21 protein-coding genes are annotated in these 21,298 nt (G+C 61.2%); 6 read left to right on the top strand and 15 right to left on the bottom strand.

The genetic code is table 11. From position 1 onward, the window contains the following. Nucleotides 1–2: 2 nt before the first annotated feature. Together B5526_RS03130 and B5526_RS03135 are read right to left on the bottom strand one after the other, a co-directional pair. The gene (locus B5526_RS03130) at nt 3–932 is read right to left on the bottom strand and encodes a DMT family transporter (protein ID WP_079536784.1); all 930 of its coding nucleotides are present in this window, start codon (nt 930–932) and stop codon (nt 3–5) included. A gap of 5 nt (nt 933–937) precedes the next feature. Further along, nucleotides 938–1,273 (bottom strand): DUF1127 domain-containing protein, encoded by a 336-nt coding sequence (locus B5526_RS03135; RefSeq protein ID WP_079536786.1) that lies wholly within the window; start codon nt 1,271–1,273, stop codon nt 938–940. Between the two features lie 187 nt (nt 1,274–1,460). Here B5526_RS03135 and B5526_RS03140 point away from each other — a divergent pair, with 187 nt between their 5' ends. Beyond that, nucleotides 1,461–2,450: a helix-turn-helix transcriptional regulator gene (locus B5526_RS03140; protein ID WP_349642762.1), complete on the top strand. Its 990-nt coding sequence runs from the start codon at nt 1,461–1,463 to the stop codon at nt 2,448–2,450. Between the two features lie 486 nt (nt 2,451–2,936). Here the strand turns inward: B5526_RS03140 and B5526_RS03145 are convergent, their stop codons facing one another. Then, complete coding sequence (locus B5526_RS03145; protein ID WP_079536790.1) at nt 2,937–4,196, bottom strand: hypothetical protein; 1,260 nt, start codon at nt 4,194–4,196, stop codon at nt 2,937–2,939. A 123-nt stretch (nt 4,197–4,319) separates the two neighbouring features. Between B5526_RS03145 and B5526_RS03150 the strand changes: the two genes are divergently transcribed. Then, entirely contained in the window at nt 4,320–5,792 is a 1,473-nt protein-coding gene (locus B5526_RS03150) for a PLP-dependent aminotransferase family protein (RefSeq protein ID WP_079536792.1), read from the top strand. Here the strand turns inward: B5526_RS03150 and B5526_RS03155 are convergent. From B5526_RS03155 to B5526_RS37370, 4 genes are all read right to left on the bottom strand, one after another. After that, nucleotides 5,713–6,168 (bottom strand): methyltransferase family protein, encoded by a 456-nt coding sequence (locus B5526_RS03155; protein WP_244562185.1) that lies wholly within the window; start codon nt 6,166–6,168, stop codon nt 5,713–5,715. The two genes, B5526_RS03150 and B5526_RS03155, sit on opposite strands and share 80 nt — an antisense overlap. A 72-nt stretch (nt 6,169–6,240) precedes the next feature. After that, a complete protein-coding gene (locus B5526_RS03160; protein WP_079536794.1) occupies nt 6,241–6,606 on the bottom strand; it encodes a phasin family protein in 366 nt (121 codons plus the stop codon). 331 nt (nt 6,607–6,937) lie between these two features. Next, entirely contained in the window at nt 6,938–8,587 is a 1,650-nt protein-coding gene (locus B5526_RS03165) for an OFA family MFS transporter (protein ID WP_079536796.1), read from the bottom strand. 351 nt (nt 8,588–8,938) lie between these two features. Continuing rightward, nucleotides 8,939–9,058, bottom strand: coding sequence for a hypothetical protein (locus B5526_RS37370; RefSeq protein WP_154071102.1), 120 nt, complete (start codon nt 9,056–9,058; stop codon nt 8,939–8,941). On the opposite strand from B5526_RS37370, the gene B5526_RS39685 reads away from it, so the two are divergent. Continuing rightward, on the top strand, nt 9,014–9,232 hold the full coding sequence (locus tag B5526_RS39685) for a hypothetical protein (RefSeq protein WP_172841927.1): 219 nt from the start codon (nt 9,014–9,016) through the stop codon (nt 9,230–9,232). The two genes, B5526_RS37370 and B5526_RS39685, sit on opposite strands and share 45 nt — an antisense overlap. Before the next feature lie 68 nt (nt 9,233–9,300). Here B5526_RS39685 and B5526_RS03170 read toward each other — a convergent pair whose 3' ends face one another. The 3 genes from B5526_RS03170 to B5526_RS39690 all read right to left on the bottom strand — a co-directional run bounded on the left by B5526_RS03170 (nt 9,301) and on the right by B5526_RS39690 (nt 12,181). Further along, nucleotides 9,301–10,851: an ABC transporter substrate-binding protein gene (locus tag B5526_RS03170; RefSeq protein ID WP_079536798.1), complete on the bottom strand. Its 1,551-nt coding sequence runs from the start codon at nt 10,849–10,851 to the stop codon at nt 9,301–9,303. 79 nt (nt 10,852–10,930) lie between these two features. After that, on the bottom strand, nt 10,931–11,485 hold the full coding sequence (locus tag B5526_RS03175; protein WP_079536800.1) for a hypothetical protein: 555 nt from the start codon (nt 11,483–11,485) through the stop codon (nt 10,931–10,933). Between the two features lie 408 nt (nt 11,486–11,893). Next, complete coding sequence (locus tag B5526_RS39690; protein WP_079536803.1) at nt 11,894–12,181, bottom strand: transposase; 288 nt, start codon at nt 12,179–12,181, stop codon at nt 11,894–11,896. Nucleotides 12,182–13,131: 950 nt separating this feature from the next. On the opposite strand from B5526_RS39690, the gene B5526_RS38810 reads away from it, so the two are divergent. Continuing rightward, nucleotides 13,132–13,401, top strand: a complete 270-nt coding sequence (locus tag B5526_RS38810; RefSeq protein ID WP_433994635.1) for a phasin family protein — start codon at nt 13,132–13,134, stop codon at nt 13,399–13,401. A gap of 224 nt (nt 13,402–13,625) precedes the next feature. Here the strand turns inward: B5526_RS38810 and B5526_RS03195 are convergent, their stop codons facing one another. Further along, nucleotides 13,626–13,856 (bottom strand): DUF2721 domain-containing protein, encoded by a 231-nt coding sequence (locus B5526_RS03195; RefSeq protein WP_079536805.1) that lies wholly within the window; start codon nt 13,854–13,856, stop codon nt 13,626–13,628. 232 nt (nt 13,857–14,088) lie between these two features. Here B5526_RS03195 and B5526_RS38815 point away from each other — a divergent pair, with 232 nt between their 5' ends. Together B5526_RS38815 and B5526_RS03205 are read left to right on the top strand one after the other, a co-directional pair. Next, complete coding sequence (locus B5526_RS38815; RefSeq protein WP_244562186.1) at nt 14,089–14,640, top strand: hypothetical protein; 552 nt, start codon at nt 14,089–14,091, stop codon at nt 14,638–14,640. Nucleotides 14,641–14,807: 167 nt separating this feature from the next. Further along, nucleotides 14,808–15,593, top strand: a complete 786-nt coding sequence (locus B5526_RS03205) for a response regulator transcription factor (RefSeq protein ID WP_079544652.1) — start codon at nt 14,808–14,810, stop codon at nt 15,591–15,593. 32 nt (nt 15,594–15,625) lie between these two features. Here the strand turns inward: B5526_RS03205 and B5526_RS03210 are convergent, their stop codons facing one another. The 4 genes from B5526_RS03210 to B5526_RS03225 form a co-directional block, all read right to left on the bottom strand. Beyond that, nucleotides 15,626–17,050 carry an HlyD family type I secretion periplasmic adaptor subunit gene (locus B5526_RS03210; protein WP_079536807.1) on the bottom strand — a complete coding sequence of 475 codons (1,425 nt, stop codon included), beginning with the start codon at nt 17,048–17,050 and terminating at the stop codon, nt 15,626–15,628. Further along, a complete protein-coding gene (locus B5526_RS03215) occupies nt 17,047–18,834 on the bottom strand; it encodes a type I secretion system permease/ATPase (protein ID WP_079536809.1) in 1,788 nt (595 codons plus the stop codon). Before B5526_RS03215 ends, B5526_RS03210 begins: the two co-directional genes overlap by 4 nt. Nucleotides 18,835–18,956: 122 nt before the next feature. Beyond that, a complete protein-coding gene (locus B5526_RS03220) occupies nt 18,957–19,421 on the bottom strand; it encodes a hypothetical protein (protein WP_079544653.1) in 465 nt (154 codons plus the stop codon). A gap of 255 nt (nt 19,422–19,676) precedes the next feature. After that, nucleotides 19,677–21,146, bottom strand: coding sequence for a hypothetical protein (locus tag B5526_RS03225; RefSeq protein WP_154071106.1), 1,470 nt, complete (start codon nt 21,144–21,146; stop codon nt 19,677–19,679). Between the last annotated feature and the right edge of the window lie 152 nt (nt 21,147–21,298).

The following is a 21,298-nucleotide window of genomic DNA, read 5'->3' on the forward strand; positions in this document are numbered from 1 at the left end:
TGTCAGGCCGCCTGCTCCACACGCTCGGGCACTGCGCTGGATTTCTTGAGCAGAATGTCGGCGAGAATTGCGGCCAGGACGATGAGCCCGCCGACGACCGTTGCGACCGCCGGGATCTCCCCGACCGCGAGCCAGACCCATGCGGGCGCAAGCGGCGTTGCTAGGCTGCCGATCAGGGCTGACCGTGTTGCGGAGACGAGCCGCGTGCCGAGCGTAAGCAAAAGCAGGCCGAGGCCGAACTGCATCGTGCCGAACAGCGCGAGGTAGAGGAAATCGTGTGCCGTTGCGGCGAGCGGATGCGAAACCGGCGCGACGATGACGGCGCACAGGAACGCGGAGAGGCATGCGGCGGGGAGCATCGAGATATTGCGATTGCGGCGCACGATCACCATCATCGCCGATATCAGGATCGTCATGATGAGCGCGAGCAGGTCACCGAGCAGGTGACCAGAGGCGAGCGCGCCGCTGCTCATCACGACGACACCGACGAGCGCCACGAGGCTGGCGGTGAGCGTCGTCCAATGCTCCCGGTCCGCCGTCCACGCATACGCCAACGTAGCCGTGATGAACGGCGCCGTCGCGTTGATCACCAGCACGTCGGCGACGCTCGTCTGGCGCAGCGCGTTGATGAAGCAGATTGTCGCAAGCGCCGATGAGATCGTCACCGCGACCCCAGCGATCCCCGTCTGGCGAATCGCCGGGAGAACGCGACGGCCTTCACGCCAGACGATGTAACCGGCGATGAAGATGCCGCCAAACAAGGCGCGCCAGAACAGCACCGTCCAGACGTCGAGGTCGATAAGACGGGTGAAGAGCCCGGCCAGGCTGAAAGCGATGGCAGATGCCGTGATCAGCACGGTGCCCGGCCATCTCCGGCCGCCATCGTTTGCGGTCGCGAGAGCCACCATGACGGCCGTTGCGGTCGCCGCCATGGCAATCAATGCCGCCAATCGCGAAGTGGCCGCCAGAACGACTGGCGCATCTCGTAGTCGACGATGCTGGGATCGACGCCGATGTCACGCAGGATCCGCTCGTCGAAGTTCGCGAGCTCGCGGCGCGCCACGCTGCGGCGGCGCCACTCGCGCAGCGTCGCGACGATCGAGCCCAGGATCAGGCGCCAGGGCCCACGCGGCGCCTCGACCGGGCGATTGGGAACGGTGGCCGCCGGCTCGTGCCTGGCCGATGCCCGCGGGGTCACAAATTGCGCCGCAACTCGGTCCCGAAGCCTGGGCGCGGTGATCGGCTGCTGGCGCTCCTGCAAGAGTGTCGACATGATCGCCTCCTCTTTCTCTGCGTTGCGACTACCGAAACAAATATCGCTGTTACTTCAGTGTCTTATTTCAGGTTTCTGCCGAACCGTGACGGCCTCGGCGATTGCTACACCGGTTATACGCCGCCATACCTGCCAACACGTGTCAGGTATTTTCTGCTAGGCTGTGGAAATGCGAGCGAGCCGGCTGTTGTCGATCCTATTGCTCTTGCAAGCCCGCGGTCGGATGACGGCCGAAGCGCTGGCGAGCGAATTCGAGGTTTCGGTTCGCACCATCTATCGTGACGTCGATCAGCTCAGCGCCGCGGACGTGCCGATCTATGCGGATCGCGGCCCGAGCGGCGGATTCCAGTTGCTCGACGGCTATCGCACCAAGCTCACCGGCCTTTCGCCCGCCGAGGCCGAGACACTGTCGCTCGCCGGCCTGCCGGGACCCGCGGCGCAACTTGGCCTCGCCGATTTGCTCACGGCGGCCCAACTGAAATTGAGCGCGGCATTGCCCGAACGCGCACGCGCAAACGCAGGCCGCGTCGGCGCGCGGTTCCACCTCGATCCCGTTGGCTGGTTCCGCAGTGCCGATGACGCCAAGCTGCTGCCGACGATCGCCAACGCGGTGTGGAACGAGAAGTGCCTCGACGTGCACTACCGGCGAGCGGAGGGCGCGGTCGAGCGCCGGCTGCAGCCGCTCGGCCTCGTGCTCAAGGCCGGCGTCTGGTACCTCGTCGCGCAGGTCGGCGATCAGCCGCGCACCTATCGTGTCTCCAACATCATCGACCTCGCGGTGACCGAGGAGTCGTTCAAACGGCCGAAGGATTTCGACCTGACGCGGTTCTGGGTCACGTCATCACGCGCGTTCGAGACCAGCGTCTACCATTCCAGCGCGACGCTGCGGGTGACGGCGCGCGGGCTCGCCAAGCTCGACGTGCTCGGCTCGCTGGTCGCCCGGGCGGCCGCCGAGACGGCGACGCCGCCGGATGCCGACGGCTGGGTCAGCGTCACGATCCCGATCGAGTCGATCGACCGGGCCGCGTCCGGTCTGATCGCGCTCGGTGCCGACGCCGAGGTCGTCGAACCCTCGGAGCTGCGCGAGCGGCTCGTCACGACGGTGCAGGAGCTCGTCCGCCTGTACGCGCCCACGCAGCTGACGGAGCGCCGCCCGCGACAGCGCAAGCGGCGCTGAAGGCCGCCCTTTCGAGTGAGACGAGAACCGGTTCGAATACCGTATCGAACGTGACCCGCGCTTCTTGCGTCGTATCGAACAGGCGCGGAATAACCTGCGGGCAGGACGCGGGATCAGGCTGGATAACCTTGAAGCGGAATGATGGCGCCTGCACGCGTCGCGTCGGAGCATGCCCACACAGTTGAGCAAATCACCGGATAGAATATCGCGGGCTCGCGCGCTGCATCATAGCGCCACGGCGAAGCAATAGTGCCCATCTTCATCGACCGTGGCGCGCCATTCTGCGCCAGAGCACGCGATAGCGGCCTACGGTAGCCGGTGCGGCGCTCTCGTCCTCCGAGAAATTCCGACCTCGTCACGACCTGCAATCCCAATTTGAGAGGCTGACTTTGCTCCACAGTGATCAAGACCGCAGTCGGCCGAACTGCTCCCGGGGGAAGAGCCGGGTGGCCACCGGATGATACTTCGATCATAGCGGCGCCGACCTCACGGGTGCCAGGTCGCCATGTGCGCCGCGTGCGCCGGCCCGTAGGCGCCGGGACCAAAGAACCGGTCGTAGTAGTCGGTGTCGATGTGATGAGCCTGCATCACCCACATCAGATGCATCGCATCGGTGCCGCCGGGAAAGCGGCCGTAAGTGTCGTGTATGTAGTTGCAGATCGCCTTGGTGCAGGCGAGCCCCTCCGCGCTGATTCGAATCGTGCCGGCGCGATGCTCCGCCTCCGACATGCGATGCGGCACCGGCCCGGTTTCCTTGCGGCCGCGTAACGGCGGCGCAAGCACCGCGTCAATTGCTGCATCCATGCTCGGGTGATAGGGCGGACAGCTTGCCTCGAACACGCCGTCGAGCCCGACCGGATTGCCGAATGTTGCTCCGCCATTCGCCGCGACGATGCGAAAGCCCACGCGCTTAAGAATTTCGAGCGAGAGAAATCCGCAGTGCTTCCATCCGCCCAGCCCCAGAGCCTCGGTTGCCAGGAACATGTTCTGGCAGATTGCCGCCGGCTCGCTGAAGACGTAGTAGCAGGCCTGCCGCTCGACGATCGATAGCGGCAGCATCCGTTCGGCATCGAGGAAGCCTTCCTTCAGCCAGCGCTCCGTGCCGGCTGGCCGATAGCCGTGGCGGTCATCGACAATGTTCATGCCGCCGCCCGCAGGCGCGTAGCGGCGCAGCGCGGGATCGACGAACTGCGCGATCAATGAGATCAGCGACGCGCTCACATCGCATACCGGCAGAAACAGCGTCGAGCCTGGCTGGTTCGAATCCCAAAGGTCGTGCCCGCTCATCGGCGGTATGCGGCGCGGAATGTCGAGCCGGCCACGGCGGAGCTCCCGACGCTGCGCGCGGTACGCTTCAAGGAGCTTGGTGCGCTCGTCCGGGGTCTCGATCTCGCGCAGCTTGCTCGCCGCGACGTTGGCATCGAGGACATAGAGCCCTTCATCGTTGGTGAAGAAAAGCGCCGTGTGGCCGCCAGGCCGCGTCGTCGGGAATGTGCGGCCGCTGCGGCGACGGTAAGGCGCCGGCGTCGGCAGATCCCAGAGCGCCAGTCCGGAGAATCCGGCGCCCGCGCCGACCAGCAGCGCTTCCTCAATCTCGCTCAGGGGGACCGGTGTGTGTGCGGACTTGCAGCGGAAGGGCCCCTCCGGCATCTCGAAGCCGAGACCGAACCGCCGCGAGCGCCGGCCATAGAGGGCTTCGAACAATGGGTAGCTCCAGGCCAGGTCCAACAGTTCGGACGGCGTCATCAGCTCGATCCTTGCAAAACCCGCGACCAGCGCGGAACGAGCAGAAGCTAGCTCTTTACTGGATCGGCAAGATGGTCCACTTTCGCTCATTACAGCAAACCACTTATAGGCTGACTTTTTCCGATGACATTGCGCGGATGGGCCGATCTCTACGCTTGGCAGCTCGATCGGGCGAGCCGCACGCCGCTCACACGGCAGATCTACATACAGGTGCGCTCCGCCGTGCTGTCCGGCGCGCTCCGTCCGGGCACGCGCATGCTGTCCTCCCGAGCCATGGCATCGAAGCTCGGCGTGGCGCGTGCGTCCGTGGTTTTGGCGTATGAGCACCTGCTCGCCGAAGGCTATGTCGAGAGCCGCCACGGCTCGGGCACGTTCATCGCGGGCGATCTGACCGGCCTTGCATCACGACGGCGCGGCGCTCCGCGCGCGACAAAGCGCGCCGTGCCGACATCGGCGCAGACCTTTTCCGACTTCGAGCGATCGGCGGTGCAGAGCGACGCCCGCCCGTTCAACACCGGCCGCACGCTGATCGATGCGCGTACCGCCGAGACGTGGCGCAGCCTGACCCATCGCGCCGTGCGCCGGCTCGGTGCGAATGACCTCGGCTACACCGATCCCGCCGGCCTAGCCGAGCTGCGCGAGAACATCTGTGACTATGTACGAGCGGCGCGCGCGGTGCGTTGCGACCCCGAGCAGATCGTCATCACGGCCGGCACCCAGCAAGCAATCGACATCGCAATCCGTGTGCTGCTCGCGCCCGGCGACGAGGTGTGGGTCGAGGATCCTGGTTATCCGCTGACCCACGCGCAGTTGCTGCTCGCCAAGGCGCGGCCGCATCCCATTCCCGTCGATGCCCAAGGTCTGGTCGTCGACGCCGGCATGCGCATGGCACCTCGGGCGCGCGTAGCGTTCGTCACGCCCTCGCATCAGTTTCCGACCGGCGTTGCGCTGTCCATGGCGCGTCGCCTGGAGCTGTTGGCGTGGGCGCGGCAGAGCGGCGCGTTCATTGTCGAGGACGACTACACCAGCGAGTTCCGCTATTCGGGGCCGCCGCTCGCATCGCTGCAGGGCCTCGATAACACCGAGCAGGTGATTTACGTCGGCACGCTCAACAAGGCGCTATTTCCGGGTCTACGCATCGGTTACGCCGTGGTGCCGCGCGCGTTGCTGCAGGCTTTTGTAGGCGCGCGCTATCTCATCGATCGCCAACCTGCGACGCTGCAGCAGGCGGTCGTTTCCGAGTTCATGCAACAAGGCCATTTCGCTGCGCACATTCGTCGCATGCGCCAGCTATATCGCGAACAGCGCGACGCGCTGGCGGAGACGCTGATGCGTCGCGCGGCGGATCGGCTCGACGTTGCGGTGCCCGATCAGGGCATGCACCTCGTCGCCTATCTGCGCGACGGATCGTCTGACATCGCTGTCGAGGCCAGCGCCCAACGCGCCGGTATCGTCGTGCGCGCGATCAGCCGCTTCTATCGCACAGCGCACCCCCGCGCAGGTCTCATGCTGGGGTTTAGCGGGTTTCCGCGGCAGTCGATCGTACCGTCGGCCGCTCGGCTGGCGACGCTCGTCGCCAAGTGTGTCCGAGCTTAGGCTGATAAGCGTGGCCACATTTGCGCTCGAGATAGGCTTCCTCCCGAGCCACTACGCCATAGCGGATAACGAGGACGAAGGGCACGAGCGCCGCCAGCAGCCAGAGGCTGTCGAAGGCAATGGCGAGACCGACGAGCCCAAGAAACATGCCGAGGTAGATGGGGTCGCGCGTGAAGCGATAGGGGCCTGTGTCGACGATGGTGGTGGTCGGCATGTTGGTGGGTACGTTCGAGCCAGCCCGAGTGATGGTAGTGATCGCCCAGGCGGCGAGCGCGAGCGCTATGGCAAACACCGCACCGCCGATCCAGCCCGCGGGCACCGCAGCCGGCATGAACGGCAAGGGCATGAGCCATTGCAGGGCGACCGCGGCAAGCACCGCGAGCGCCGGCCGGACGCCCGAAGCGGGCGCGGGATGGATGACGAAAGCAGTGAGGTATTGGCCGGGGCGTTAGCCGGTTCGACGCTCGTCGGTCTGCGGCGCTTCCGGCCTTGCGCTTAGGTTAGCTCCGGCCTTCAACAATTGTTGCTGATAGGCGTTGCCATCCTCCGCGAGCAGTTCCATCGCTCGCGTAAGCCAGTTCTGATATTCCCGGAATACATCGGAGGGTGTCGCGGCTTCGCCGATCTGTTTGGCCGCTTCAAGCGCCGCTTGCGTGCTCTTACGACGCCGCGCAAACCAACCGTCGGCAAATTCCTTCAAGCCATCGAGCGCGGTTTCTTGGTTCTCCCAGAACTTGACGCCTATCGGTGCATAGGCCTTCAAAGCAGTTGCTGGCTGCAGGATGTTCGGAAATAACGTCACGTTGTCGCTCATGACCTTCTCCGCATGAGTTGCCTGCCCTGTAACTAGAAATAACCGTCCGCGCCGAGGACCCGGTGGTCAATATCGCACAGTCGGTCCGTTATTATCACGTCAGGAAGACTGTCTTGCCGACGCCGTGCTTGCATCCGCGCTGCCACAAGGTTCTTGTTGCTTTGACGGAACAGCATTTTTGATTCGCGCCCTCGGCGGCGCCTTTGGGGCTCCGCAACGGCCCGATGTCTGCGAGAGCCACTGTAACGATGTGGTGCACCGCGGCGAACGGGGAAACGGAAACGCCGTGGAGCGTTGAGGTTGGTACCGTCCCACGGCCTTTAATCAATCATCAAAAAATCTTGGCCGCGCTTTGCAGCGTGATCCAGACACCCCATGCAAGTGGGAGTCCGACGAATGCCCAGAACAGCGCGGCCCTCGCGTCGAGCCCGCCGAACCCGATTCCGAACGATCCGGAGGGTCCCGATGCGCTCGCCGTCGCCGTCTGCAGTTTTGCGACTTCTGCTTCGCGCATGTACCACTTCGGATCGACCGGCTTGATCAGATAGTTGCAGATCAGACCGGCGATCAGCATCGCGCACAGGATGTACATCGTGGTGTTGTAGAGCTGGTCGGGCTTGACGCCGGCCGCGAGCTGGAATTCGCGGATGTAGTTCACCACGACCGGACCGATGATGCCGGCGGTCGACCACGCCGTCAGCAGACGGCCGTGAATGGCGCCAACGAACTGCGTACCGAACATGTCGGCGAGATAGGCCGGCACGGTGGCGAAACCGCCGCCATACATCGACAGGATGATGCCGAAGCCGAGCACGAACAGCAGTTTTGAACCCATCGCCGCAAACGTCGGCGCCAGCGCGTACAGCGCAATGCCGAGCAGGAAGAAGCAGTAATAGGTGTTCTTGCGGCCGATCTTGTCCGACAGCGACGCCCAGAAGAAGCGGCCGCCGATGTTGAACAACGAGAGCAGCCCGGTGAAGCCGGCTGCGATACCCGCGATCGTCGCCTTCTGCGCGGCCGTGAGTGCATTGAAGCCCAGATCCGGCAATCCGATCAGCTTTCCGGCGAAGATTTCCTGGAGCATCGGCGAAGCCATGCCGATCACGCCGATCCCTGCCGACACGTTCAAACAAAGCACCCCCCAGATCAGCCAGAACTGCGGCGTCTTGTGCGCATCTTTGAGATGAACGTTATACTGCGAGATCATCGCATTGGCCTTGTCCGGCGGGGTCCATCCCTCCGGACGCCAGCCCGCCGGCGGAATGCGATAGCGGAAGGCGCCGATTGTCATGAACACGAAGTAGATGACGCCCATCGCGACGAAGGTTTCCCAGACGCCGACCGAGGTCGGGGTCTTGAAGTAGTTCATCAGGAGGTTCGCCAGCGGCGCGCCGATCATGGCGCCGCCGCCGAAGCCCATAATCGCCATGCCGGTCGCCATGCCGCGGCGGTCGGGAAACCATTTCACCAGCGTCGAGACCGGCGAGATGTAGCCGAGACCGAGGCCGACGCCGCCGATCACGCCCGAGCCGAGCCACATCAGCCACAGTTGATGCGTGATGATTCCGATCGCACCAAGGAAGAGACCGCCGCACCAGCACAGTGCGGCGACAAAGCCCGCCTTGCGCGGCCCGACGCGCTCTAGCCAGCCGCCCCAGATCGCGGCTGAGACGCCGAGGAATACAAAGAACAGCGTGTACATCCAGCCCATGCTGGCGACTTTCCAGTCGCAGGTCGTTGTGAACAATTCCTGCACCAGCGTCATGTCTGGACACGCCTTCGGCGCGGTCAGCCCGATCGCGCGCGAGAGCGGCAGCCAGAATACGCTGAAGCCGTAGGCCATGCCGATGCACAGATGAATGCAAAGCGCGGCGGGGGGCACCAGCCAGCGGTTGAAGCCGGCGGTCGCAATCGTTCGTTCCTTGTCGAGGATACTACCTCCGGTGCGAGGCATGGCTCCAGCGCTACTGATCGTCGTCATCGATTCCTTCCCTCGCAGTTGCCTTTTGCCGGGCAGGTCTGCCGCCTAGGATCCTGTGTCTTCAGTTCTTCGCGGCGCAAGCTCCATTGCTGCCCGCACATTTTCGAGATGCGCCAGGATCGCAAGCGCATTCGATGATTCCAACGCCGGATACAACCGCGCGGCGGACGCTTGGTCCGTGCAAGCTCGCAGTGCGTGCCGCGAGGCACAAAAGGACTTCGCATCCTTGCGGAGAAATCAATTGGGACTGAAGCCCGATCGTGTGTCGATACCATGGCGAATGTCTTTTTGATTGGGCTCTGCAATCACTTGAGAACGAACCGCAACGGCCCACGATTCAATCGGCAGCTGTTACGCGCGTAAAGTCTTCAATGTTTCGATGGCGTCCCGAACGTTTGGATCGAGGCCCATACCACCGACTTTGAGATGCGCGAAGAAGTTGGACATCCGGGGGCTCCAGGACTTTCCCATGTGCTCGGCGATGCCCGGGACCGCTTTGTCGTCATGGCCAATGTCAGCTTCCCCGACGCCCTGTTTGAGGTGGGCGAGGTAGAAGAGATAGCCAAATCGCTAGGCATCGAGATTTCTTCTCTGAGTTGGAATGATGCCCATTTTGAGACGTTGGCGCGTCTCATGGTCTCGTAACCCTCAAGCGGCTTCTCGCATAGCGCGCTTAGGACATTTTCTCGGTCACTCATGACGTTGCGCACTTATTATTCCAGTTCGATCGGCTGGTAACGTCCGTTTTCGTCAAGCGCAGTTCCCCATATTTTGTGCGAAGACTGGTGTTCCGAGCGGCTATAATTGAGGGGGATTCCGAGACCGAGATCGAGATTGCGCGTGCTCTCAAGATTGTCGATAAGCCGCTCGGTATCGAGCTGCGGGCCTGTCCGCTTCAAGGCCTGGATCAGGACGTTCGCGCCAACATAGCCTTCGAGCGACACGTAGTCCGCCGCCTCGCCGGGAAAATATTTAGCAAGGGCGTTCTTGTATTCGAGGACCATACTCGAATAGCCGGCAACGGCCGGCACTACCTGTGTCACGATGACGCCGGTGGCAAAGCGTGGTCCCAATAGCCCCAATTCTTCGGCGAGGGCGGTGCTGCCGACGAAGGACACGTTGGTGTAGATCATTCCGGGATAGAGGTCGCGCGTCTTCTCGATGAACTTGGCGGCCGCTCGATAGCTGGCAACCATGACCACGGCCTTGATGGCCGGCTTCTGCGATTTCAACTGATTTACCGCCTCGTCCACGTCCACGGTATTTCGCTTGTAGTTAAGCCGGACAATCGCGCTGTCGTTGACGCCGAGCGTGCGAAACGCCTTCGCGACACCCGCGAATCCCGCGTCGCCATATGAGTCCTGCTGGGCGAATACGGCGATCTGTCTGGGCTGTATCCGTCGCAACTTTGTCAAATAGCGGACGACGGCATCGGTTTCCTCCGCATAGCTCGCACGATAGTTGAATACATAGTGATCGGGGGGATCGTTACGCAGGATATTCGCGCCCGTAAAAGCGCCGAAGAACAGCGTCCGCCGCTCAAGTGCATAGGGCACTCCGACGGCCGCGGTGGGCGTTCCGACATTTCCGATGAAACCGAATACCTGATCTTTCTCGTAGAGCTGTTTCATGGCCGGACCGGTCCGCGTCGGTTCATAGCCGTCATCAGCCGCGATCAGCCGGAGCATCCGACCGTTCACGCCACCAGCGTCGTTGACCCGGTTGAAAGCGGTATCGATCCCGAGCTTCATCTGGCGCCCAAGCTCCTTTGCAGGCCCGGAAAAGGGCGCCGCGATTCCGAACCGGATTTCGGTATCGGTGACGCCGCGCACCGGAGGCCCAGCCGGAACCGGCGCGTTTGCTGTGGCGGCGGCGGCGGAAGTCGGCCCTACAACACCCGCCAGGGTAGGCCCCGGCCCGGTGATCGATCGTTCAAGATCGGCAAGCTGACGCTCTGCCAGCCTGCAATCCATCTTCCCGGTTGTCACAGCGTTACGGCCGTCGGCCGCGCTGCGATTGAGCAGTTGTGTAAGGTCGTCTCGCTCGGCTTCGTTCGACGAGGCCTCCTTGATCACAGCCGCGAACTTGTCGACGATGGTCTGGATGCGGGGGCGCGCGACGTCGGTGCAGGCCAGCGCTGAACCAATGATCGGTCCAACGCGGCCCGCGAGGTCGCGAACGACGTCGGTATTGCTGCCGGGTGCTGCGCTCGCGGCGCCCGCGAGCAAAGCGCCGAACAGTACGGATATCCAACGAGGGGTCATCGCAAACTCATTACCAAGGTCGTAGTGGACGCTTGATTCGGCATCTTCGCTTCTCCCCTTGTGGATGTATCGTTTTCTGTCATTGAGACGTTTCGCTTGAGTTGGGTTTCCGACGCCATTGCAGGAACTGCTGCAGTAGCTGCTCGGACTGCTCGTGCGTCGCAAGCCTGGTCTGCGCTGACGCAAGGATTGGTTCAAACTCGGCAATCGCTGGCTTCGATCCCTCGTCCCGTTGGCTGGGTTGAAGCAGAACGGCCTTTATCGACCGCATGATGCCAGGAGCAGAAGACCCAGGGACCATGATGACAAAGAAAGACGCGGCGATCGCCGAAACGCCCAGGGCCGCCGCGGAGCGGCTTGCGATGGCAATCACCGTTGCCCGCCAATCCTCTTTCGCGAGCCCAGGCGGTTCGTGAATGAACTCGGGGTCAAGTGGATGCCACAACGCATCGGAAATCGCGTTCTCAAGCTGGTTATCGAGCGAGGCTGAAGAGGAAATTGGGCTCCTTACGGGCTCGGATACTGTTTCGTGGGAGAGGGATAGACGTGACTGCGATCTCTCGCGCAGCCAGCGCGGTGCATAGGAGATAGGATCGTTGGGATTCAGTTGCTCGTGCTCACTCAGGCTACTCATACGCTACTCCTCATAACTCTTAGGAATTGCACCGCGGTCGCGGATGGCGCCGCAGTGACTCTGCCGTGGGTGCTCTCAGGATGTGTTGGACGGAAGTTCGAAGCGTAAGCACCGTCGCCCCCGGAAAATCCGAGGTCGGTCCGAACGATTTGCAAAGCCAAGCTGGAGAATTTGAATCAAAGTGTCCGATGCTACATCTGGATCGTGCGTCTCTGCATCGAGCGGCGCCCAAGTCGGCCGGCGAATAAGATCGCAAGACCGCGGCCTTTCCATCGCTTCCACTGCCCCTCCCCCTAGCAATTGACCGTCCTTGACGACGGCGGAAATGTCTCCAGCAACCGGACCGGAAAGTCACCGAGATTTGATGGAACCGAGCCAAGACATTATTAGGTCGAAAACTCGACGAAACTAGGGCCTGTCGTCATTTGAGCCAAGCGAGCGCGCAGACCAGGTGCAGTCCGGCAAGGAAGTTGCGGGCAGTTTTTTCGTAGCGTGTCGCGATACCTCGATAATGCTTGATGGCATTGAAGAAACGCTCGAATCGCGCCACGGAGCGCCTGAACGGAATTTCCAGATCACCGCCTCGACAAACAGGCGGTTGCCAAGCTCGCTGCTGCGGCCAACCGTGCCGGGACGGCCCGGCAGAAGAGTCTCAATCCGCGCAAACTGGTCGTCGCGCGATCCATAGCGCTTCATCGCAAAGCCTCCCAAAATGAAGGCTCCCTATGAATCACGCTTCAGATGATTTGCGAATCCGCCAAATGACGACAGGCCGTAGGGTTAGTTTTTTTCTAGCAACAACCTTGGAACGACGCCGACTTTGCGAGAAGCCATTTATCCTCGGGCATTAACACAAGCCTTGAAGCCGCCGGTAGCCACAAACTCGACAAAATCATCGCATGGTTTGGACCCGCCGCAGCGCATCAACCTAACCTGCAATGACGCGTCGGTGATTTTGGGGAAAATTGCGATGCGTACACGATGGAAATCCCTAAGCGAAGTTGAATTCGAAAGATTGCTGGATGCCGTGAGAACGGCCGTTGCGCCTGCTCCGGAGGAGGACTTTTTGACCTACCCGTCAACCTTCAATCAGCCGGCGACACCCGCAAACGATAACCAATTGGGCTTGCCGCTCATTCCGTTTCCGGAAGGCTGGTACGCCCCCTGACTGCGCGCGTTTCCTCACCTCGCCGATACGCCTGAACGATAGACCGAAGTCGGACCTCGACTGCCTTGGGGCGCGTCAGGTATCCGCCTGCGTTCCATTCAGAGTTCCAGTCACCACATGAACGCCGCGTAAGGAACAAGGCAGAACCGCGATTCCATCGCAAACATGGCGGAGTCCTTGCGTTTGGTTTGATTTTGAACAGCGGAGGAGTTCAACAATGTCGACCACACACCAAGACAAATCGAGCGATAAGCCCCGCCAGCGCAGCCGGAAGGCGGACCGGCGGGGCCAAAAAACTGATCAACAGCAGAGCCCGAAGTTCGACCAGCGGGATGAAGATCAAATCGGCCCAATGATCGCGTCAAATGACGCCCCCACGAACGACGCAGCCGCACCGGCGGAGCTCCCCTCAAGCGGGGCACCGCCCCCAGCGGATGTGCCCTTAATCGGCAAAGCCGCACCGGCGGATGCCCTCTCAATCGGCGCGCCGGCGGACGGCCATCCAGTCAGCATTCAAACTATCGCGATTGCCTACGGGGACTACACCAAGAAGTCGTTCCAGGAGACCAGGTCCTTTGTCGAGAAGTTCATGGGCGTGCAGTCATTCGACAAGGCGATTGAGCTTCAGACCGAATTCGCAAGGCAGGCTTATGCGAACTTTGTCGCTGAGTCGCAGAAGATTCTTGAACTCTACAGCGAACTTGCCAAGCAGATCTTCAAGCCTTGGGAGGCCTTGCGGCCAAGGTGACCCAAGCCGGGCGCAAGATCTCACAGTGGCACGCGAAGCAAATAGCTGCCTTGGTGCAGGCTGTGTGAAAACAGAGGCCCCGGTTTCTCCGGGGCCTTTTTTGCACCGGCTCGGGCGGCTTGAAAGCATCAGGACGCCATTGCGTATGTCAGGAGAGCCCCGATTACGGGCTCAGCTATATGTTCTCCGATTTTGAGCGTGCGGCATCGTTAAATGATCCACGCTTATAAGTGATGATCGAAGTCATGAAGCACAATTCGCGTCCCGCGGGCGAGATTTACCAGCGACAGGATGAAAAATACCAGCGCTACAATAAACAAGATCGCAACGCCGTACTCGTGCGCCATTCGCAGCATGGCACTCGCAAACGCGATGATCAGCAAGGCCGTGATGATGGCGCTGACGGTGGAGTAAACTATCGACCTGTTGAGCAGCGTGGCCCGACCCGCCGACAATCTACACACTTATCGCGAAACTGGATGCGCCGACATTAACCATGCGGGAGCTTACCGCGACAAGGGCCGGACGCTTAATGAGCGCTTAACTTTTTTGCGCAACACATAGGCAATCAACTTGACGTTTTGACTATCGCAAGAATTGCGAGCGGAACTCAGCCCCTGATGCGGGAGTTGGATGAGAACGCTTCTCATTGGTACTTTAGCCGCGACGTTGGTCGGATGTAGCTGCATGTTGCCGCCGCAACTGAGGATGGACGTATGCGCGGACCCGAACGGGTTCGCCTGTTTCGACAGGACGGCTGCTAATCAACCGACCAATGCAGAGCCAGCGTCGTTCAAGGCCAATTCCGCGACAATAGGAGTGAAGTCCACGATCGCGGAGAAGACGCAAAAGCCGTCGTCTGCTCATGTCCGCGATAGAATCCATCTCGCCACGAAAAAGGCGAAACCCACCACGATTGCGGCCAAAGTCGAGCCTCCGGCTTCCGGTCAGCTCGCCGAGACGTCCGATCCAGTCATTATCAAGGCGAAGACCACGATTGCTGCGAAGTTGGAGGACCCAGCGTCTGCCGACTTCGTTGAGATGAAACGGGCCATCCGAAAAAATACATTCGGGCAGTCTGTCGATACCATTTGCGGCCGCGTCAAAGGAAAAAAAGCTTCGGGTGAAGATACCGGAGATAGGCCGTTTCTATATCTCGTGAAGGATGATGACGCATACGTTGTCAATGGTCCCGCTGGTTCAGCGGCGGCGACCGCGTATCGCAACATTTGCAACTAGTGCTGGAAACAGAGCGGCGACGGAAGTTTGTTGCCTGCGATGGACCCGAAGGGGCCTCTGACCGACACACCTGCGCGCAGGCCGCAGGGCTGTGTGAGGCAAATCTGGTTCCATGGAAATCCCGGACTAATGGAGTGGTTCAGCAGTTTTCTGAAATCGGGGACATCATGGACGATTTTGCCAATCCTGCAGTACCCCTCAACGGAGCGCAAAAGTCGCCGGTACTCGTGATCATCGAGCATCACGTCCTGGCGCGCACCTGCATCCTGAATATTCTCAAGAGAGAGCTTGCTGGTTTCGAATTTGTCGAATTGGCAACGACGAGCGGGCTGAACTGGTTAGCAGGAAGAGATGTCCGATTGATCACGCTGCATACCGGGGACAAGCGGATCACTGATCCTTCGATCGAGGATAGTCTTGCGCTGATCGCAGAGTACTGTCCGAACGCGTACGTTGCGCTGTTGTCAAATCGCGACGACGATGCCACCGCCTCGGCGGCGATGCAGCGGGGAGTCCGTGGTTTTTTTCCGACCTCGATTCCGCTCGAGGTCGCTATCGCTGGATTGCGCCTTGTTCTTGCCGGGGGGGTCTACCGACCGCTGGCGATTTTTGGACAAAGTGATCCGTCGAACCTCAACACCATATCGGAATACAACGGCGCTCCCGAGCTACCCGCCCTCCACGCGGGTAACGGCGCCACCATGATTGTGCCCGAGCAGACGATGGTCGACCTTACGCCCCGCGAGCAACACGTGCTCGAGGCGCTGAAGCTCGGCCTTCCCAATAAGCTGATTGCCGTCAAGCTAAAGCTTTCGGAAAACACCGTGAAGATGCACATTCAACACATCATGCGGAAGTGTTCCGCTCACAACCGCACCGAGGCGGTGCTTCGTTGGAGCCAACGGTTATCCGGTCATAACGGTCACGCACGCTCACGACTGCCTCCATCTTGAAGGTAGCCTTGCTCTCCCGATGTTGGCAGCGCTCAATCCTCGCGGAACGCGCTGTTGAAGCTGTCGAGCAGGGGCCTCAGCGCATAGAGTGCCACGGTGCCGCGACCAGTCTTGATGAACACCTGGGCCGGCATTCCCGGAATAATCTGGACACCGTCAATCCCAGCGACCCGCGGATGCACTCGAATCTTCGCGGCGTAATATGGCTGATCGGTGCGCTTATCGACAAGTCTGTCGGCAGAGACTTGCGTCACAGTCCCTTGGAGCGGTGGTACGCGGCGCTGGTTGTAGGGCAGGAGATTCACATCGGCACTGAGTCCGGGACGGACCACATCGATGTCCTCAGGCCTGACGCGCGCAGTTACGATGAGACGATCTTGCCGCGGAACCAGATCCATGAGAGGCGCGCCGGCGCCGATCACGCCACCGAGGGTATGAATCCGCAGTTCGGTTACCACGCCGTCCTCGGGCGCCCTGACCGCCGTTCGCAAGAGTTGATCCTCGGCCGCCTGTAGCCGCTCGCGGATCTGAAAAATCTGGTTTTGTGCCTCGCGCAGCGACTGCGCAATCTCGCTTTGCCGGTCACTCTCTAATTTGAGGAGGGTCGCCTGCGATTCGTTGATGACCTGCCCGGCGCGCGAGATCTGTGCAACAATTTCACCCCGCCGCCCCTCGATGTCAGCCATTTCCCGCTGGAGGTTCAGAAGCCGCGGGCGCCGCTCAAGGCCCTTATCAACGAGCATGGCGACCGTAGCGGCTTCCTCGCGGACGATTTCGACGCGCTTCGAGGCCGCGCTTTCCTGCGCCCTGAGGCCCTCGATTTCCTTTTCGACCTGCGACTTTTTTTCCCGATTTACGGCCGCCTGCGATTGAAAGACCTGCCGACGTGTTTCGAAGATGCGTTGCTGGGCGGTAAGGACGGCCGCGACTGACGGACTCTCGTTCTGCATCATTTCCAACTTGGCCGGAAACGATACCCGCTCGTGCCCGTGCTGTTCCGCCTGCAGCCGTGCTTCTCGTGCCGTCGCGTCCCACAACTGGCCTTGCAGGCTCTGGACTTCGGCACGGGCCTTGGTGTCCTCCAGCGAGATCAGTGTTTGTCCAGCGCGGACAACATCACCGTCCGCGACCAGAATTTTCCTGATGATGCCCCCCTCAAGGTGTTGGATCGTTTTCCGGCTCGACTCCGATTCCACGACGCCGGAAGCGACCGCGGCGCTCTCAAGCGGCGCGAAGCCCGACCACGTTCCCAGACCAAGCACAAAGCAGAGTATGAGCAGATTGCCTGCCAGGGTGACACCGCGAAGCCTCGTGCGAGGCGAGGTCGGCGTCGGAACCGAGCACCAGGCAAACTCAAGAGGCACGAATTCGTCGATTCCGGTAATCACGACCCCGAACCGACGCTCGCGGAGAAGGTCGGGCGAAGGCGCCTGCGTTTCTTGTCGCTTCCAGATCACGGGACAACTTGCTCCGCCGATATTTTCGCGGCCGTGCCGGTACTCTCGGGCAGAGTAACCTGCAACGGAACCTGGGGTCGGCTTAAATGCCTTTCGAAGATTTCCTCGCTGTCGCCGAATGCGGTGACCGTGCCATCCTGCATGATGGCAATCTTGCTCGTAGCGGCGAGAATACCCATTCGATGGGTGATGACGATCACCGAGCTGTTGGCGATCTTCATTTGTTCAATGGCATCCAAGAGCACGCGTTCGCCGACGTAGTCGAGGCTGGCGTTCGGCTCGTCGAGAACCACAAGGCGCGGGTCTCCAAAGAACGCCCGCGCAAGGCCGAGACGCTGTCGAAATCCGCGCGAAAAACCGAAGCCCCCATTGGGAACAGGGGTGTCATACCCCTCGGGTAGGCGCATGATCGTGTCATGGATTCCAGCGAGCTTCGCGGCTTTGATGACCTTCTGGAGATCGGGATCATCGAGCCGTCCAATATTGTCCCTTATCGTTTCCCCAAACAGGTTGATGTCCTGGGGCAGATATCCGAGGTGACGGCCGCCCCGCCCTTCGCGCAATACCGACACGTCAATATTGTCGAGCAGGACTCGACCGTGGGTAGGCAGTGAGATTCCGGCAATGATCTGGCCGAGCATTGACTTGCCCGAACCCGACGGACCAATGATGCCAAGGCATTCGCCAGGCGCGACACTGAGCGAGACGCCGGTTAGCAGGAAGCACCGCGACTCACGCAGCACCACGCCAACATTGTCGACCATGAGACCGGCCCGCGGTTGATCCGTTGGAACGTCTGTCTCTTTTGGTACAGCGGAATTGGCGGCAAGAACGCCTCCGAGCCGCCGATAGGCGCTCAAGGCCGCCGCTAGAGCCTTCCAACCCGCGATAGCGCCCTCGACCGGTGCGAGCGCGCGGCCGAATAGCAGTGTCGCGGCAAAAATGATGGCGGGACTTCTGCCGTGATCAAGGACAAGCCACGCGGCCGCGCCCATCATCAGGACCTGCCCCAGCGCGCGTACCGGCTTGGCGACGAGCATGATGATCTCACATCGCCGCTGGGCCAGGTCTTGTTCGCTTCGCGCGTCCTGCGTGGACTGGTAGATCAGGCGCGCGGCGCCGTCGAACATTCCCATGGTCCGGATCATGTGAATGTTGCCGGCAACCGTCATGAGCCGGCCATAACTTCTGGACAGCGCGGCGCTGGACCTTGCCATTGCATCTTCCGTGAGGAGCTCGCTGGCAAGTGTGAGGCCGAAGAGAACAAACACGTTGCAGGCACCCACCGCGCCAAGCAAGGGATGCACGAGAAAAAGGACCATGAGAAAGAGAGGCGCCCAGAGCGCGTCAAACAGCATCGGGCAAGCGCCGGATTCGATGAATTGGCGCAGAACGGCAAGATCCCGATAGACGTCCGATGCGCGTGCCGGATCGCCGCGGAAGGCGTATTCCAGGGAAGCCGACAGCACGCTGGGGCGAAGCCGATCTTCAAACCACGCAGCGAGCCGGCCCAATATGCCGCGCCGCAAAGCATCAAGCACGCTTCCGACCACAACCGTGAGCGCAACGATCAGCGTGAGCATCAGCAGCGTGTCGATGCTGTGGCTCGACAAGACGCGATCATAGATCTGAAGGAGGTAGATGGACGGAGCAAAGAGCAGCAGATTGTAGCTGCAACTGTATGCGAACACGAGGCCAAGCGGGCCTGCGCAAGCCCAAAGGGCCGCCTGCAGCGGGGTCTGTGGAGGCGGAACGATATTTAACCGGATGGACGGCATCAGCATCGTCGTTACCGCCAGAGATTTGACTTCGCTCGACCGTCAATCCGACGTGGCGACAGATCGACCGGCGCCAAATGGACCGGCGGCACCTGCCGCCGGTCTTCGCCAGCCTGACGGGCCGCCGGTTAGATGGAAGTGTCGAATTGGAAGTCCACGTTCCCGCCCATTGCGAGGTTGCCGCTTCCACCACTGCCGCCAATGCCGGCCATCACGGCCTGGTGCTGGTCGACCCAGAGCGAGTTGTCCTGGGTGGCTGTCGTATTGGCATAGACCTTGGATGTGTCGTGGCCACTATACGACTTCTGGTCGCCGTTCGAGTTGGCGTTGGCATAGGCCTTTGACCACTTCTCAGCCTCCGCGCTCGCCTTGCCTGCGTCCCAATAGGCCTTTTGATCGACGTGATCGCCGGTGCTGACATGCACGCTTGCGCCGTTCGCCGTGTTGGATGGATCGAAGTTGAGCGTCGGCGCGTTGACGACGTATCCCTTGAAACTACCTTCGCCGCCATTGCCGGCGCTGTTGCCGCCGGTGTTGATCGACTTGAATTCGATCGAGTCGGAAACGTGAATTGATGGCTTTGCGATCTTCATGCGAGCCTCCGTGATGAGTTTGTTTTCGTGCGTCATCCGTCAGGATCAGGATAACGGATTTGCGCGCCGAGTGTGATCCGAGCTTGCTTGAACGGGATAGATGCCAAATGGCATGTCATCCGGTTCGATGGGCTACACACGAAAGGCTTACATGCCTCGTGGGCGTCTCGATGGCGCGAAGATCGGCGGCGTGCCAGAGCGCCGGCACACCCTTGGTCTGAACATCGAGCCGGACAACTGGTGCGCGTTGTCGCTCTATGACATCAAATGAAGATCGGACAGAAGGTGCATGGCAACGTCACCGCCCAGCGCAACATTGCCGTGGCCGCCGTTGCCGCCGATTCCGGCCATCTGGATCGCGCTCTGGTCGATGTGCACGTTGTTGACCTGATGCGCTTCGGCCGTCGAATGGGGGCCCGCGATCGCAATATTGATTGGAGCATAGATCGCGACACTGAAATCGATGAGGCTCCCCGAGAAGTGGCCGCTGCCGCCATTGCCCGCGCCGTTGCTCCCGGTTGCGATCGCGTCGGAGCCGCCGCCCAGGCCCGAGAAGAGGATGCTGCCATTCCCACCCATTGCCACGTTGCCGCTGCCGCCATGTCCCCCCACGCCGGCCATCTGTGAGGAGGATTGATCCAGATGCACGTTGTTGGTCTGGGTGGCGTTCGCACTGGAATTGTATCCCGCCACCGCGATGTTGATCGGGTCATACAGCGCGAAAGATGCGTGGACGAGGCCTCCGTAAGCGTAGCCGTCTCCGCCGTTGCCGGCATGGCTGCCGCCGCTCTGGATCTCCCAGCCACCTGACGCAGAACCGGATCCGAGCGTAGACACGTGGCCGCCGATGGCGGCGTTGCCGTTTCCACCATTGCCGCCGACACCCGCTATCTGGATAGCAGCTTGATTGATGTCCACCGTATTCGACTGAGAAGCTTCGGCCGTGCCGCCGGGGCCCGCGACCGCGATGTTTATCGGATGGTAGATGACGACAGGGGCATCCACCAGCGTTCCTGAGAAGGTGCCGTTGCCGCCATTGCCGGCGCTGTTGCCGCCGGTCGCGATCACGTGGGAGCCGGAGGAAGAAATGCCGACATTGCCACCCGACGCGATATTGCCGTCGCCACCGTTCCCCCCGATACCGGCCATCTGAACGGCGGATTGATTGAAATTCACATTGTTCGTCTGCTCAGCTTCGGCAATGGAACCGTATCCCACCGCCACACTAATGTTGATGGGTTCATACACGACCATGGAGGCGTGAATGATGCCTCCATAAAAATAGCCGTTTCCGCCGTTACCGGCCGTATTGGCTCCGCTGTCGATCGTACCGGAGCCAAGCCAGGCATGGGCTGAGCCGGAGTGGGCCTCGAGGGCGGAAATGTTTCCGCCAGCGGCCACGTTGTCGTTTCCACCGTTGCCGCCAATGCCTGCAACCTGAACGACATGTTGATCAATCTGAACTATGTTGGACTGATGGGCATCAGTCTTGCCGTGAATGCTGGCGTGCGAGGCGTCAAGCGGACTGAAGATCGCGACTGGAGCGTTCACCTCCAATTCGGAGAAGAAGCCGTTGCCGCCATCGCCGGCGCCATTGTCGCCAGTGTCAATCGTGGAATACGGTGAAGAGTCCGGCCATCCGGGAGCAGGCGCGCCATGGCCATCATGCCCATAATGGGACTGATGATGCAGTCGGATTCCATCCGACAGCTGCCAAAAATTCATAGTCGCTCTCCCTGGTCGCAATCGCTCCGCACAACTCGACAGACCTCTTCCGACCTCAAGGAGAAATCTCGTCCTCGGCAAGCGAAAAGCCGAGTCGTCAATTCGGATTGGAACGTGCGGGCGATAGACGTGATATCGGTTACGCCGATTCG

It is taken from the genome of Bradyrhizobium lablabi, assembly GCF_900141755.1.
Classification (GTDB): Bacteria; Pseudomonadota; Alphaproteobacteria; order Rhizobiales; family Xanthobacteraceae; genus Bradyrhizobium; species Bradyrhizobium lablabi_A.

What these genes read in the sequence shown, in the direction of transcription:
- B5526_RS38815 (WP_244562186.1), top strand. Translation starts at nt 14,089, where the DNA reads ATGTTGCCGCCGCAACTGAGGATGGACGTATGCGCGGACCCGAACGGG.
- B5526_RS39690 (WP_079536803.1), bottom strand. Translation starts at nt 12,181, where the DNA reads ATGAAGCGCTATGGATCGCGCGACGACCAGTTTGCGCGGATTGAGACT.
- B5526_RS03160 (WP_079536794.1), bottom strand. Translation starts at nt 6,606, where the DNA reads ATGAGCGACAACGTGACGTTATTTCCGAACATCCTGCAGCCAGCAACT.
- B5526_RS03130 (WP_079536784.1), bottom strand. Translation starts at nt 932, where the DNA reads ATGGCGGCGACCGCAACGGCCGTCATGGTGGCTCTCGCGACCGCAAAC.
- B5526_RS03220 (WP_079544653.1), bottom strand. Translation starts at nt 19,421, where the DNA reads ATGAAGATCGCAAAGCCATCAATTCACGTTTCCGACTCGATCGAATTC.
- B5526_RS39685 (WP_172841927.1), top strand. Translation starts at nt 9,014, where the DNA reads ATGCGCGAAGAAGTTGGACATCCGGGGGCTCCAGGACTTTCCCATGTG.
- B5526_RS03145 (WP_079536790.1), bottom strand. Translation starts at nt 4,196, where the DNA reads ATGACGCCGTCCGAACTGTTGGACCTGGCCTGGAGCTACCCATTGTTC.
- B5526_RS03165 (WP_079536796.1), bottom strand. Translation starts at nt 8,587, where the DNA reads ATGACGACGATCAGTAGCGCTGGAGCCATGCCTCGCACCGGAGGTAGT.
- B5526_RS03150 (WP_079536792.1), top strand. Translation starts at nt 4,320, where the DNA reads ATGACATTGCGCGGATGGGCCGATCTCTACGCTTGGCAGCTCGATCGG.
- B5526_RS03215 (WP_079536809.1), bottom strand. Translation starts at nt 18,834, where the DNA reads ATGCTGATGCCGTCCATCCGGTTAAATATCGTTCCGCCTCCACAGACC.
- B5526_RS03175 (WP_079536800.1), bottom strand. Translation starts at nt 11,485, where the DNA reads ATGAGTAGCCTGAGTGAGCACGAGCAACTGAATCCCAACGATCCTATC.
- B5526_RS03205 (WP_079544652.1), top strand. Translation starts at nt 14,808, where the DNA reads ATGGACGATTTTGCCAATCCTGCAGTACCCCTCAACGGAGCGCAAAAG.
- B5526_RS03170 (WP_079536798.1), bottom strand. Translation starts at nt 10,851, where the DNA reads ATGACCCCTCGTTGGATATCCGTACTGTTCGGCGCTTTGCTCGCGGGC.
- B5526_RS37370 (WP_154071102.1), bottom strand. Translation starts at nt 9,058, where the DNA reads ATGGGAAAGTCCTGGAGCCCCCGGATGTCCAACTTCTTCGCGCATCTC.
- B5526_RS03225 (WP_154071106.1), bottom strand. Translation starts at nt 21,146, where the DNA reads ATGAATTTTTGGCAGCTGTCGGATGGAATCCGACTGCATCATCAGTCC.
- B5526_RS03135 (WP_079536786.1), bottom strand. Translation starts at nt 1,273, where the DNA reads ATGTCGACACTCTTGCAGGAGCGCCAGCAGCCGATCACCGCGCCCAGG.